Annotated in this window: 13 protein-coding genes; 9 read left to right on the forward strand and 4 right to left on the reverse strand. The window is 48.7% G+C overall.

Annotated features, from left to right (window positions below; all coding sequences use genetic code 11):
* Nucleotides 1-12: 12 nt before the first annotated feature.
* From ampG to HMPREF3091_RS01455, 7 genes are all read left to right on the forward strand, one after another.
* A complete protein-coding gene (ampG, locus tag HMPREF3091_RS01425) occupies nucleotides 13-1494 on the forward strand; it encodes a muropeptide MFS transporter AmpG (protein WP_070713576.1) in 1482 nt (493 codons plus the stop codon).
* Nucleotides 1495-2125: 631 nt separating this feature from the next.
* On the forward strand, nucleotides 2126-3055 hold the full coding sequence (gene cyoA, locus HMPREF3091_RS01430) for a cytochrome o ubiquinol oxidase subunit II (RefSeq protein ID WP_070713579.1): 930 nt from the start codon (nucleotides 2126-2128) through the stop codon (nucleotides 3053-3055).
* Between the two features lie 3 nt (nucleotides 3056-3058).
* The gene (gene cyoB, locus HMPREF3091_RS01435) at nucleotides 3059-5050 is read left to right on the forward strand and encodes a cytochrome o ubiquinol oxidase subunit I (protein WP_070713583.1); all 1992 of its coding nucleotides are present in this window, start codon (nucleotides 3059-3061) and stop codon (nucleotides 5048-5050) included.
* Nucleotides 5040-5660, forward strand: coding sequence for a cytochrome o ubiquinol oxidase subunit III (locus tag HMPREF3091_RS01440; RefSeq protein WP_004091692.1), 621 nt, complete (start codon nucleotides 5040-5042; stop codon nucleotides 5658-5660). The genes cyoB and HMPREF3091_RS01440 overlap by 11 nt, the downstream gene beginning before the upstream one ends.
* Entirely contained in the window at nucleotides 5660-6010 is a 351-nt protein-coding gene (locus HMPREF3091_RS01445; protein WP_070713587.1) for a cytochrome o ubiquinol oxidase subunit IV, read from the forward strand. Before HMPREF3091_RS01440 ends, HMPREF3091_RS01445 begins: the two co-directional genes overlap by 1 nt.
* A 13-nt stretch (nucleotides 6011-6023) precedes the next feature.
* A complete protein-coding gene (cyoE, locus tag HMPREF3091_RS01450; RefSeq protein WP_004091685.1) occupies nucleotides 6024-6914 on the forward strand; it encodes a heme o synthase in 891 nt (296 codons plus the stop codon).
* Between the two features lie 374 nt (nucleotides 6915-7288).
* Nucleotides 7289-8656 carry an MFS transporter gene (locus tag HMPREF3091_RS01455; protein WP_070713590.1) on the forward strand — a complete coding sequence of 456 codons (1368 nt, stop codon included), beginning with the start codon at nucleotides 7289-7291 and terminating at the stop codon, nucleotides 8654-8656.
* 557 nt (nucleotides 8657-9213) lie between these two features.
* Here the strand turns inward: HMPREF3091_RS01455 and HMPREF3091_RS01460 are convergent.
* Nucleotides 9214-9705 (reverse strand): YajQ family cyclic di-GMP-binding protein, encoded by a 492-nt coding sequence (locus HMPREF3091_RS01460; RefSeq protein WP_004096658.1) that lies wholly within the window; start codon nucleotides 9703-9705, stop codon nucleotides 9214-9216.
* Between the two features lie 187 nt (nucleotides 9706-9892).
* Between HMPREF3091_RS01460 and panE the strand changes: the two genes are divergently transcribed.
* Nucleotides 9893-10804, forward strand: coding sequence for a 2-dehydropantoate 2-reductase (panE, locus tag HMPREF3091_RS01465; protein ID WP_035504260.1), 912 nt, complete (start codon nucleotides 9893-9895; stop codon nucleotides 10802-10804).
* Nucleotides 10767-11357 carry a protein deglycase YajL gene (gene yajL / locus HMPREF3091_RS01470; protein WP_008814281.1) on the forward strand — a complete coding sequence of 197 codons (591 nt, stop codon included), beginning with the start codon at nucleotides 10767-10769 and terminating at the stop codon, nucleotides 11355-11357. Before panE ends, yajL begins: the two co-directional genes overlap by 38 nt.
* Nucleotides 11358-11359: 2 nt before the next feature.
* On the opposite strand, the gene HMPREF3091_RS01475 is transcribed toward yajL, so the two are convergent.
* From HMPREF3091_RS01475 to HMPREF3091_RS01485, 3 genes are read right to left on the reverse strand one after another with little or no spacing between them, the layout of a single operon-like run.
* A complete protein-coding gene (locus HMPREF3091_RS01475) occupies nucleotides 11360-11989 on the reverse strand; it encodes a YiiX family permuted papain-like enzyme (RefSeq protein WP_070713594.1) in 630 nt (209 codons plus the stop codon).
* Between the two features lie 38 nt (nucleotides 11990-12027).
* Complete coding sequence (locus HMPREF3091_RS01480; RefSeq protein ID WP_070713596.1) at nucleotides 12028-12816, reverse strand: dimethyl sulfoxide reductase anchor subunit family protein; 789 nt, start codon at nucleotides 12814-12816, stop codon at nucleotides 12028-12030.
* 10 nt (nucleotides 12817-12826) lie between these two features.
* A complete protein-coding gene (locus tag HMPREF3091_RS01485) occupies nucleotides 12827-13312 on the reverse strand; it encodes a 4Fe-4S dicluster domain-containing protein (RefSeq protein ID WP_083321328.1) in 486 nt (161 codons plus the stop codon).
* Nucleotides 13313-13326: the final 14 nt, after the last annotated feature.

Here is a 13326-nt window from a genome sequence, read left to right on the forward strand (position 1 = left end):
GGAATCAATTGAATGCCTAATTCAAATTTATCTATTTTTGCTCATCGCAATACCGTCATATTACTTTTACTGGGTTTTGCCTCTGGCCTTCCTTTAGCTCTCACTTCCGGTACGCTTCAGGCTTGGATGACCGTTGCCAACGTCGATCTTAAAACCATCGGCTTCTTCTCTTTGGTAGGTCAGGCATACGTCTTTAAATTCCTTTGGTCACCCATGATGGATCGTTATACGCCATCGTTTCTCGGCCGCCGCCGCGGCTGGTTGTTGGTGACCCAAATATGTTTACTCATCACTATTTTTGCCATGGGACTACTCAACCCGATCCAGCATCTATGGTGGCTGGCCGGATTAGCCGTCATTGTCGCGTTTTGCTCAGCCTCGCAAGATATTGTCTTTGATGCCTATAAAACCGATCTGCTCAGCGCTGAAGAGCGCGGGACAGGCGCCGCCGTTTCTGTTCTGGGCTATCGCCTTGCGATGCTGGTTTCTGGTGGACTCGCACTCTGGCTGGCCGATCGCTATTTAGGCTGGCAAGGCACCTATTGGCTGATGGCGGGTTTGATGCTAATTGGTATCGTCGCCACCCTATGCGCTCCCGAACCACAGGTTTCTGTACCCGCACCACGTACGCTTGAGCAGGCCGTCATTGAACCGCTCAAGGATTTCTTTGGCCGCAATAATGCCTGGCTGATCCTGCTGCTTATCGTGATGTATAAAATGGGGGATGCCTTTGCGGGCAGCCTAAGCACCACCTTCCTGATCCGTGGCGTCGGTTTTGATCCGGGTGAAGTCGGTCTCGTCAATAAAACGCTTGGTTTATTTGCCACCATCGTTGGCGCATTGTTCGGTGGCGTGCTCATGCAGCGTTTATCATTGTTTCGCGCATTGATGCTGTTTGGTATTTTGCAGGGCGTATCCAACTTCGGTTACTGGCTGCTCGCCGTAACCGACAAAAATCTGCTCACCATGGGAAGCGCCATTTTCCTCGAGAACCTCTGCGGGGGAATGGGAACCGCAGCGTTTGTCGCACTGTTAATGACGCTGTGTAATAAATCCTTCTCAGCCACTCAATTTGCGTTGCTTTCGGCCCTATCCGCCGTCGGTCGTGTCTATGTAGGGCCGGTCGCTGGCTGGTTTGTTGAACTGCATGGCTGGCCGTTGTTCTATCTGTTCTCCATCGTTGCTGCCGTTCCGGGGCTTTTACTGCTCGCCGCCTGCCGCAAAACGTTGGAATATACGCAGACTACCGGTGAATTCTCCCGACGAACTCGGTTTGTACGTGCCTATAAAGTCGCCTCTCAGTCGCTGCTGATTGGCTGTGTGCTGATCGCGCTGTGGCTAATCGGACTATTGGTAGAAAGCGTACTAAACGTAGATGCGGGCTCAGTGATGCTGTGGTTATTGGATATCGGTTTACTGCTCAGCCTGTTTGGCATTTTACTGGGTGCAACGTTGGATTATAGAAGCCAACGCTATCATCAACAGATTATTTGATTGCGCCGTTAAATTAATTTATGTGCAAAATTTATTGAGAAATAATTAAGAAAGCATCGGCTGTTTTTTAGTCGATGCTTTTTTTATTTCACGTAATTTCCACTTTAATAACAAATTGAATAATTTTTTATCGCTGTTTTTTTCATCTTCCCGTCAAAAATAACCGCTCAACTATCGTTCAAATTTATTTTTTCACAGCGGAAAAATAAAAACATATTTTTAACAACACGAAAATTCTTTCACGTTTTGTGCTTTATATCGCTTTCTCTCACTCCAAATGTAACGCGTTACATATCCCTACGATCTGTGTCACATTTTCCCATTTTAAGCTGGCAATTCATGAGCTAACGCCCCATTAAGGACTACGCTAAAAGTGACAAAAAGTGATTTCCTAGGATGTAAAATCATTTTTTGTTACATTTACTTTGTTACAACAAAGTGAAAATAACCCACTGATTTAATAGCTACATTCACCTTAAAATGCACCATGAAATGCGACATTTAAAACAAATCATCTGGACTTTTTAAACAATAGGATGACAGTCCCTTAAGAATGTTTACAGATCTGCAACCTTACCGTAAAATGCCCCTACATTTGGGACGACAGAGAGCCTTCGATTGAGGTCGTTAGATGAGACTCAGTAAATTAAATAAAAGCTTTGGGATATTATCTTTAATCGCAGCCTCAGCCTTGCTGAGCGGTTGTGATATGGCGCTTCTGGATCCTAAAGGACAAATAGGTCTAGAGCAGAGATCCCTGATACTGACTGCCCTTGGGCTGATGTTAATCGTGGTGATTCCAGTAATCGTAATGACAATTGTATTTACGCGTAAATTCCGCGCGTCGAATACGGATGCCAAATACACTCCCAACTGGTCTCACTCTAATAAAATTGAAGCTGTCGTTTGGACAGTGCCAATTATCATTATCGCTATCCTCGCAACGCTAACGTGGAAAACGACTCACGAACTAGACCCGTATAAACCACTGGTTTCAGACGTTAAGCCTATCCGTGTCGATGTTATTTCCCTCGACTGGAAATGGTTGTTCGTTTATCCGGATCTGGGTATCGCGACCGTTAACGAACTGGCTTTCCCAGCGAATACTCCGGTTAATTTCCGTATCACCTCAAACTCGGTAATGAACTCCTTCTTCATTCCTCGTTTAGGCGGACAGATTTACGCGATGGCAGGCATGCAGACCCAACTGCATCTGATTGCCAACGAGCCGGGGAAATACAATGGGATCTCCAGCAGCTACAGCGGTCCAGGTTTCTCTGGAATGAAGTTCACCGCCATTGCGACGCCTGATAACGCCACCTTTGATCAGTGGGTTGCTGAAGTTAAAAAAGCGCCAAACCAACTGACGACGATGGCTGAGTTCGAAGCATTAGCGAAGCCAAGCGAATACCATCCGGTTGAATACTTCTCTAGCGCTAATCCTGAATTGTTTGTCGACGTGATCAACAAATTCATGGGCAGCAAGAAGATGGACATGAAGAAAGACGAGCATATGGATATGGACATGGGTGAGCACGCTCACGCAGGAGCCGAGGAATAACAGATGTTTGGAAAATTAACACTCGACGCCGTCCCGTACCATGAACCCATTGTTATGGTTACGGTTGCCGGCATTATCTTAGGTGGTCTGGCGCTTCTCGCCCTGGTTACCTATTTTGGAAAATGGAAGTATTTATGGACGGAGTGGCTGACCTCGGTTGACCACAAACGTCTAGGTATCATGTACATCATCGTGGCTTTCGTCATGCTGCTGCGCGGCTTTGCCGATGCAATCATGATGCGTAGCCAGCAGGCGCTCGCCTCAGCGGGAGAAGCCGGATTCCTACCACCGCACCACTACGATCAGATCTTTACCGCCCACGGCGTCATCATGATCTTCTTCGTCGCGATGCCATTTGTGGTTGGCTTGATGAACGTAGTGGTACCGCTACAAATCGGTGCTCGCGACGTTGCCTTCCCATTCCTGAACAACCTGAGCTTCTGGTTCACCGTTGTCGGTGTGGTACTGATCAACCTGTCTCTTGGGGTCGGTGAATTTGCTCAGACCGGTTGGTTGGCATATCCACCGCTGTCGGGTAAGGAGTACAGTCCCGGCGTGGGGGTCGATTACTGGATATGGAGTCTACAGATATCCGGTTTGGGTACCTTGCTGACGGGGGTTAACTTCTTCGCCACCATCATCAAAATGCGTGCTCCTGGCATGTCATTGATGAAGATGCCGGTCTTCACTTGGACCGCTCTGTGTACCAACGTTCTGATTATTGCTGCCTTCCCGATTTTAACCGTTACCGTCGCGTTGCTGACGGCAGACCGTTATCTCGGCACCCATTTCTTTACCAACGATATGGGCGGCAACATGATGATGTACATCAACCTGATTTGGGCCTGGGGCCATCCGGAAGTGTACATCTTGGTTCTGCCTGTCTTCGGGGTATTCTCCGAGGTCGTGGCTACCTTCTGTAAGAAACGGCTGTTTGGTTACACCTCGCTAGTATGGGCGACCGTGTGTATTACCATTCTGTCGTTCATCGTTTGGCTGCACCACTTCTTCACCATGGGCAGCGGCGCAAACGTGAATGCGTTCTTCGGTATAGCCACGATGATTATCTCAATTCCAACTGGGGTAAAAATCTTCAACTGGCTGTTTACCATGTACCAAGGCCGTATCGTATTTAACTCTGCGATGCTGTGGACCATCGGCTTCATCATCACCTTCACCGTAGGTGGTATGACCGGCGTTCTGCTGGCCGTTCCGGGTGCTAACTTCGTACTGCATAACAGCCTGTTCCTGATTGCACACTTCCATAACGTCATCATCGGTGGTGTGGTATTCGGTTGCTTCGCGGGTATGACCTACTGGTTCCCGAAAGCATTTGGTTTCACGCTGAACGAAACTTGGGGTAAACGCGCATTCTGGTTCTGGATCATCGGCTTCTTCGTCGCCTTTATGCCGCTGTACGGTTTGGGCTTCATGGGGATGACCCGTCGTCTGAGCCAGCAAATTGACCCAGCCTTCCATCCACTGCTGATGGTTGCTGCGGGCGGCGCTGCGCTGATTGCATGTGGTATCGCGTGCCAGCTGATTCAGATCTTCGTGTCGATTCGCGACCGCGATCAGAACCGCGACCTGACTGGCGATCCATGGGGCGGCCGTACGCTGGAGTGGTCAACTTCTTCTCCACCACCGTTCTACAACTTCGCTATCGAACCGCAGGTTCACTCGCGTGATGCATTCTGGGAGCTGAAAGAAGAAGGTATCGCTTACAAGAAACCAGAGAAATATGCACCGATTCATATGCCACGTAACACTGGCGCGGGCGTCATCATTGCAGGCTTCAGCTTGGTATTTGGTTTCGCCATGATTTGGGACATCTGGTGGCTGGCGATCGTCTGCTTCCTGGGCATGATTGCAACTTGGATCGTGCACAGCTTCAACGATGATGTTGATTACTACGTTCAAGTTCCTGAAATTGAACGTATTGAAAATCAACACTTTGAACAAATTAGCAAAGCAGGCGTGAAATATGACAACTGATACTTTACATCATACTCACGGTCAGGAGGCCCATGCGGAGCATGGGCACCACGACGCTGGCGACACTAAGGTCTTCGGTTTCTGGGTCTACCTGATGAGCGACTGTATTTTGTTTGCGAGCTTGTTCGCAACCTATGCAGTCTTGGTAAACGGTACCGCTGACGGTCCATCCGGCAAAGATATCTTCGAACTGCCGTTTGTACTGGTTGAAACCTTCCTGCTGTTGTTCAGCAGCATCACTTACGGTTTCGCCATGTTGGCAATGAACAAAGGTAAAGTTGCTAGCGTAAACACTTGGCTAGGTCTGACCTTCCTGTTCGGCGCAGGCTTTATCGCGATGGAAATCTACGAATTCCATCACCTGATTGCCGAAGGTTTTGGTCCTGATAAAAGTGCATTCCTGTCTGCCTTCTTTACCTTGGTTGGCACACACGGTATTCACGTCACTAGCGGCCTGATCTGGATCATCGTGATGATGATTCAAGTCGGCAAAAAAGGTCTGACCGCGCGTAACCGCACTCGCCTGATGTGTCTGAGCCTGTTCTGGCACTTCTTAGACGTGGTGTGGATCTGCGTATTCACCGTGGTTTATCTGATGGGGGCAATGTAATGAGTCACTCACCTACAACGGGTCACCATTCAACAGACAACAACGGTGCTAGCCACGGCAGCGCTAAGTCTTACATGATTGGCTTTATTCTATCTATCATCCTGACGGTCATTCCGTTCTGGATGGTGATGGAAGGTACCGCTTCGCACCAAACGATTTTGATTACCGTGGTTGCGATGGCCGTGATTCAGATTTTTGTTCATCTGGTGTACTTCCTGCACATGAACACCTCATCTGAAGAACGCTGGAACCTGATAGCCCTGGCATTTACTGCCTTGATTATCGCGATTGTTGTCGTTGGCTCACTTTGGATTATGTACAACCTCAACATCAATATGATGGTCCACTAAAGAGCTGCCTGTGATGATGAAGCAATACCTGCAAGTAACAAAACCGGGCATTATCTTCGGTAACCTGATTTCGGTTATCGGTGGATTTCTCCTGGCCTCGAAGGGGAGCTTAGATGTTCCTCTATTTATCGCGACCATGGTAGGCGTGTCGCTGGTTGTCGCCTCGGGATGTGTATTTAACAACTACATTGACCGAGACATTGATAAAGTCATGGAGCGAACCAAAAACCGTGTTTTGGTGAAGGGGTTAATCGCGCCTAAAGTGACATTGACCTACGCTACGCTGTTGGGCCTTGCCGGTGTTGCACTGTTATATGTCGCGGCTAATCCATTAGCCGCTCTGTTAGCAGTGATTGGCTTCATCGTCTACGTTGGCGTTTACAGCCTGTATATGAAGCGCCATTCCGTTTATGGCACGCTGATTGGTAGCCTGTCTGGCGCGGCGCCTCCGGTTATCGGCTATTGTGCTGTCAGCAATGAGTTCGATGCAGGCGCGCTGATCCTGTTGGCGATCTTCAGCCTTTGGCAGATGCCGCACTCCTACGCGATTGCCATCTTCCGCTTTAAGGATTATCAGGCCGCCAATATTCCGGTACTGCCTGTGGTAAAAGGTATCTCGGTCGCTAAAAACCATATAACGCTCTATATCGTTGCGTTTATGGTTGCCACTCTGATGCTGTCATTGGGTGGCTACGCTGGCTATAAATATCTGGTGGTTGCTGCGGCGGTGAGCGTGTGGTGGTTAGGCATGGCACTCTCTGGCTACAAAAAAGCGGTGGACGATCGCGTATGGGCGCGCAAACTGTTTGTGTTCTCTATCGTGACCATCACCTGCCTGAGCGTGATGATGTCGGTTGACTTCCAGTCACCCGCAACAGAGAGCCTGCTAACAATGCTGCGCTAATATCGCTGTATCAATCACTCAGTACTCAGATTGTGCAAAAGCATTGTACAAAAGCGTTGAAAAGCCGGATTTTATATCCGGCTTTATTTTTCCCTCTCCCCTATCCGACTCCTAGTCTGTTCAAAATGGTCAAGGTCAAGTAATCTAGCTCGGTTACAAATATGTATGCCCTCAATCACTGAAGCCGCGCTCAATACCTTTTATAGGGTCACAAAATCTGCTTCAAGTAGAAAGGGAAAGGTCTATGCCTCGGGAACGCTTTCCACCAACTGCCATCAGAGCAGTGCTCATCAGAAAGCCACGAATAGCCAATAATTATTTCAACACAGCACAAGTGCTGAGTTGTTGTCGCATAAAAAGAAACTGAGGTTGTAATGAATGATTTTCAGATGACACCAGAGGAACGGAAAGCCACCTGGGGTCTTGGAACGGTATTCTCACTGCGCATGCTTGGTATGTTTATGGTTTTGCCGGTGCTGACGACCTATGGCATGTCACTGGCTGGCGCGTCAGAAACGTTAATTGGAATCGCAATCGGTATTTATGGGCTGACTCAGGCCGTTTTCCAAATCCCTTTTGGCCTGTTTTCAGATCGCATTGGGCGTAAACCCTTAATCGTTGGCGGTCTACTGATCTTTGCCTTGGGCAGCGCCATCGCTGCCATGACAGATTCCATTTGGGGCGTGATACTTGGCCGAGCGCTGCAAGGCTCTGGTGCCATCGCCGCCGCCGTTATGGCGCTGTTATCAGACCTAACCCGCGAACAAAACCGAACCAAAGCGATGGCCTTTATTGGCGTGAGCTTCGGTATTACATTTGCAATCGCCATGGTTGCGGGCCCGATTATTACTCACGCCATTGGCCTCTCCGGCCTATTCTGGATGATTGCCTTACTGGCGATCGGCGGCGTGGTCATTACGCTACTGTTTATTCCTACTCCTCGTCACCACGTACTGAATCGCGAATCCAGCATGGTGAAAGGCAGTTTTAGCAAAGTATTGGCTAACAGCCGTTTGCTCAAACTCAACTTCGGCATTATGTGTGTGCATATCTTGTTGATGTCCAGCTTTGTTGCGCTGCCTCCGCTGATGGAACAGGCAGGGCTGGCACGCGACAACCAATGGAAAGTCTATTTGGTAACCATGCTGATCGCATTTGCCTGCGTCGTTCCTTTCATTATTTACGCAGAAAAACAGCGTCGCATGAAACAGGTGTTTCAGGGATGCGTTATTTTAATGCTCGCTGCTGAAGTCATTCTCTGGTACGCCGGTTTGCACCTGTGGGGCATTATTTTCGGCGTGCAGGTCTTCTTTATTGCTTTCAACGTGATGGAAGCGCTTCTGCCCTCGCTTATCAGCAAAGAATCACCGGCTGGCTACAAAGGTACTGCGATGGGGATCTATTCCACCAGCCAATTCATTGGCGTGGCTATCGGCGGAAGCCTCGGCGGTTTCTTGTATGCACACGACGGTGCCGCTACCGTTTTTACCGGCTGCGCAGTACTTGCCGTTATTTGGCTTGCCGTCAGCCTCACGATGCAAGAACCGCCTTACGTCAGCAGTCTCCGCATTGTTATTCCAGCAGGAATTCCGGCCACGCCACAGCTAGAACAGGCGATTAAGCAACACCACGGCGTAGCTGACGTGGTGCTGATTCCTGAAGAACAAACAGCGTATGTGAAAATTGACTCTAAGATCACAAACCGTGGAGAGATAGAGTTGTTTGTGGCGGAGCAGCATTAGGTGTTTGTCATTTTTTTGGGGTAATTTCGTACGCCTAAAGCACTGAAATCTATATGAGGACAGTTAAGATTTCGTGCGCCTAAAGCACCTAAATCTACATATACACTGTGCAGGCGTCCGAGCAAGGCGGCTCAATCGCCGCCTTCCAACCAGATTTTTTCTATACTAGAACGGTGAAGGTTTTCGTCCGCCCGTTAGCATTTGCGTTTCCATGAAACCGCTGGCGTAGGCGTCCGACGAAAGGTTGCCTGCGCGCAACCTCTCGACTCTCGCGCTTTTTACCGCGTCGCTTGGCCGACCGGTCTCGGAGCGCACATCCTGTACGCCCTCGACCTACCGCCATCTTCCCTGATGGCGGTTCTAATATGTATTTCATTCAACACGAAAAATTTTAAAAGTTTAAATCTTGGTAGGGAGAGCCGACACGACAGGGATGTCGTGACGGAGTTTGGGGCGCCCTGGATGGGCGATACCAAACCGGAGCGGAGATGGCGTCTCGGATAAAAGCGCGAGGTTTGAAGGGGCGCGCACTGGCCCCCTCTCCCGTGAAAACCGTATTAATCTCTGAAGTTATTAAACTGGAACGGTTGCCCCAGATCGGCGCCACGGATTAACGCCATTACACCTTGTAGGTCATCACGTGATTTACCTGTAACGCGCACCTGCTCGCCCTGAATCTGGGTTTGCACTTTCAGCTTGCTGTCTTTGATAAGCTTGATGACTTTCTTCGCCATCGTGGTATCAATGCCTTTTTTCAGCTTGGCTTCAATACTGTAAGTTTTCCCGCTGTGTTCGATTTGCTCTGGAACTTCCAGCGCTGCGCCGTCAATGCCACGCTTCGCCAGTTTTTCACGCATAATATCCACCAGCTGATTCACCTGAAAATCTGAAACACTGGAAATCTTAATGCTCTCGTTTTTTTCAATCAGCTCAAAGCTGGCTTCGACGTTGCGAAAATCCCAACGAGTTCCCAGTTCACGTGAAGCGTTCTCTACGGCGTTACGAACTTCTTGAATATCAATTTCTGAAACGATATCGAATGAAGGCATGCTAAATCTCCTCTCGGTTGAATGCCGAGCATAATAGCGGCTTCCTACGTCGATGCAACTCTAGCCGCAGTCCTTACACCATAACAGATGCTTCCCACTGCGATCTGCATCATAAAAGTTTATACTGATAAGATTGAATATTTCTGCTTTGCGCGCACATTGCCCGATGTATCGGGAAGGAGGCCAAATGAAAATAACAGTTCTTGGTTGCGGAGCGCTAGGGCAGCTATGGCTATCGGCATTAGAGCAGGATGGGCATGATGTTCAGGGTTGGCTACGCGTACCGCAGCCCTATTGCCCAGTGAACATTATCCAGTTGGATGGAAGGTCATATAATAAAAATCTTGCGGCTAACGACCCCATGCATTTGGCAGAGAGTCAAATTCTGCTGGTCACGCTCAAAGCGTGGCAGGTATACAATGCACTCGCGCCCCTTTTGCCAAAAATGTCCCCATACTGTCGCATCATCTTGCTACATAACGGGATGGGAAGCCAAGACGAGCTCCCTCATGTTGAGCAGCCCCTGTTCCAAGGGGTGACAACTCACGCCGCGAGACACGATGGTAATACCATTATCCATGTCGCAGCAGGTGCCACACATATTGGCCCAACGAACTCTGCGGCCATTGGTCAAAGCAATATTGCAGAGGTTCTTCATCATGCACTTCCCGATGTGGCGTGGCACGACAACATTATGCCTGCCATCTGGAAGAAGTTAGCCGTCAACTGTGTAATCAATCCACTGACAGTGATCTACAACTGCCGTAACGGTGATCTGCAAAAATATATGCCGCATGTCGTAGCCCTCGTCAAAGAGATCGCCTACGTGATGGAGGCCGAAGGATACAGTACCTCGCCAGACAGCTTGCTGCATTACGTCACCAATGTCATATGTATGACCGCCGACAATTATTCATCGATGTATCAAGATGTTCTGGCACAGCGCCATACTGAAATTGATTATATTACGGGCTATTTGCTGAAAATGGCTCGTAAGCATGGCATTAGTCTCACCGAAAATAGCCATGTATTTGAAACTATTAAACGAAAGGAACAAACCTATGAGCGCATCGGCTCTGGTGTGTCTGGCTCCTGGTAGCGAAGAAACCGAAGCAGTGACCACTATCGATCTGCTGGTTCGTGCCGGCATTGAAGTCACCACGGCAAGCGCCGCGGGAAATGGCGATCTGATGATAACCTGTTCGCGCGGAGTCAAACTGCTCGCAGATAAACCGTTAGTGCAGGTCGCCGATGAGTCTTATGACGTTATTGTTTTACCTGGCGGGATTAAAGGCGCGGAGTGTTTCCGAGACAGTGAACTGGTGGTGGAGAAAGTGCGCCAAATGCACTTGGAAGGCAAATTGGTTGCCGCCATCTGTGCCGCTCCGGCACTGGTTCTGGCGCACCATAAACTGTTCAGCGTCGGCAATATGACCTGTTTCCCGACTCTGAAAGATAAAATCCCAGAGAATCAATGGATCGATAAACGCGCCTATTACGACGAACGCGTCAATTTGCTCACCAGCCAAGGCCCTGGGACTAGCATCGATTTTGCGTTAAAAATTATTGATGTGCTGCTAGGCAAAGAAAAAGCTGCCGAAGTGGCAGCTCAGTTAATTCCTGCATCGGGAATTTGGGCATACAACGAATAGGCTCAGTATCCTACCGATGCTACGGTTTCCAGTAACGGTGAATCAAACATCGCTACCGGAGAAATAACCTGCTCATTGAGCGGTAATTTATCGCCGTAGCGAGCCTTGATAATTTTCTTCACTGCAGGGGAGGAGAGATCAAAATCCTCTATCCTCTGCACGGTTCCAATTTTCAATCCAGCCGCGCGGAAATACATCTTCCAAACCAGTTCAGAACAATAAATATCTGTGTCTGACCAACCAAACAAGATGTCATATGGCTTACCGACAAAATAACCTGCCTGCTGATTTAACGCCTGCACCTGCGCAGTCGACAGGGGCTGTTTTAAGCGTTTAGCCACATAAGATTTTCCCACTCCGTGATCGATCCATTTCTGCAAAGGGGTGTATCTCACGTCGCCCGATGCTTCAAAAACCATAGGCTTATTATTCTTTAATAATATAATTCCAACATGACTCCATAAGGAGTGAGTAGCCTTATGGATCGCCAAACTCTGCGACGATGGAGACGTTTGGAATATAATATCACCGGGCTGCGGTTGCCATGCTTGGCTTGTGGCATGACTCATGCGCAGAGACATAAACAAGCACAAAACTATGATCGGCCATTTTCCCCATTGGCTTTTTATCATTCAATCACTTCCTTGATAATCCTAAAATAGCGACCTCATTAAAACCAAGGCGCTCCGCTCATGACATTACTGTAAAACAACATTCGTCCAGCCAACTCGCCGGTCACCATCAATATCACCCAAGCCCAATTGCTAAGGCCATAGCGTAAACGCGACAGAACCCATACTGCGGTGCAGATACTGGCAAGCAACTGCCACCATAGTAGTGGGCTGGAAGCATCTGCATCAGGAATATGGTAACGCGCCAATAGCGCACCGCCCGTCATCAATAGACCAACAACGATTCCTGCTCTGCTGCAAACTGACGTCGATTGCTTCCCATAGCCATAGGCAATTGCCACACTCGTGAAGCCCAACAAAATGGCAGTCCCCAAAAAGCCAACCGGAGTCGCTAAGGTATGCCAAAGTGGATGTAATGCCATCTGATAATAGACCTGAGAGGTCACTAGAATTGATATCAGACCAATAAGTGCTGATAAGCCACCCAAGATATTAACCCACACATGTTCAGGCTTAAACCAGCACAGTGCTAACCAGCAAAACATCGCCATATTCAATAAAATGAATACCACAATTTCTCTGCTAAGCCACGAGCTTCCTAGTCCTGCTAACGACCGATAAGCCCCCGAGGGTGATCCTAAGTGTGTCAACGACGCAAAAGATCCCAATACGGTAATAATCCAGAAGATCAGTGCTAGCCTACGGAACTGCGTGCTGCTAAATCGTAATTTGCTAAAGCTTTGGCAAAGCGTTAACGCAAACACACCGCCAATTCCCCATTGGGCGAATACCGTGAAAAAGACCAATGGCAGTTCATAATGCTCCATTTTTATCTCCTCACTTCTGCGCTGGAATAATGACAATATTGGGGTTACTAATAGTATGATCTGGCAGATGATAACGTTTTTCCAACACCGTCCATTCGGTCATATGCTCTTTGCGTAACGCCTTTATATCGCCAAAACGTAAGACACCGGCGGGACAAGATTCCACACAGCGAGGCTGCAATCCTTCATCTAATCGCTCAGCACATAAATTGCATTTACTGGTTTTACCTTCCTCCGGATCATAAACCGGCGCACTCCAGGGACAAGCCATGATGCACATTCGACAGCCAATACACCGCTCATGATCCTGCACAACGATGCCATCGGCGCGTTTACTGTAAGTACCTGCCGGACACACTTTCATGCACTGAGGATCGTCACAGTGATTGCAAGACATACTAATAAACGCCTGAGTATTGGGTTCATCCGTACGGCACTCACGTACTCGGCGCCACAATACACCGAGCGGCGTCATATTTTCTGATTTGCAGGCCATGCTACATGTCTTGC

It is taken from the genome of Hafnia sp. HMSC23F03, from assembly GCF_001816025.1.
Lineage (GTDB): Bacteria > Pseudomonadota > Gammaproteobacteria > Enterobacterales > Enterobacteriaceae > Hafnia > Hafnia paralvei.

Excerpts from the sequence above, each read along its gene's own strand:
- ampG (WP_070713576.1), top strand. The coding sequence starts at position 13 with ATGCCTAATTCAAATTTATCTATTTTTGCTCATCGCAATACCGTCATA.
- cyoA (WP_070713579.1), top strand. The coding sequence starts at position 2,126 with ATGAGACTCAGTAAATTAAATAAAAGCTTTGGGATATTATCTTTAATC.
- cyoB (WP_070713583.1), top strand. The coding sequence starts at position 3,059 with ATGTTTGGAAAATTAACACTCGACGCCGTCCCGTACCATGAACCCATT.
- HMPREF3091_RS01440 (WP_004091692.1), top strand. The coding sequence starts at position 5,040 with ATGACAACTGATACTTTACATCATACTCACGGTCAGGAGGCCCATGCG.
- HMPREF3091_RS01445 (WP_070713587.1), top strand. The coding sequence starts at position 5,660 with ATGAGTCACTCACCTACAACGGGTCACCATTCAACAGACAACAACGGT.
- cyoE (WP_004091685.1), top strand. The coding sequence starts at position 6,024 with ATGATGAAGCAATACCTGCAAGTAACAAAACCGGGCATTATCTTCGGT.
- HMPREF3091_RS01455 (WP_070713590.1), top strand. The coding sequence starts at position 7,289 with ATGAATGATTTTCAGATGACACCAGAGGAACGGAAAGCCACCTGGGGT.
- HMPREF3091_RS01460 (WP_004096658.1), bottom strand. The coding sequence starts at position 9,705 with ATGCCTTCATTCGATATCGTTTCAGAAATTGATATTCAAGAAGTTCGT.
- panE (WP_035504260.1), top strand. The coding sequence starts at position 9,893 with ATGAAAATAACAGTTCTTGGTTGCGGAGCGCTAGGGCAGCTATGGCTA.
- yajL (WP_008814281.1), top strand. The coding sequence starts at position 10,767 with ATGAGCGCATCGGCTCTGGTGTGTCTGGCTCCTGGTAGCGAAGAAACC.
- HMPREF3091_RS01475 (WP_070713594.1), bottom strand. The coding sequence starts at position 11,989 with ATGATAAAAAGCCAATGGGGAAAATGGCCGATCATAGTTTTGTGCTTG.
- HMPREF3091_RS01480 (WP_070713596.1), bottom strand. The coding sequence starts at position 12,816 with ATGGAGCATTATGAACTGCCATTGGTCTTTTTCACGGTATTCGCCCAA.
- HMPREF3091_RS01485 (WP_083321328.1), bottom strand. The coding sequence starts at position 13,312 with ATGGCCTGCAAATCAGAAAATATGACGCCGCTCGGTGTATTGTGGCGC.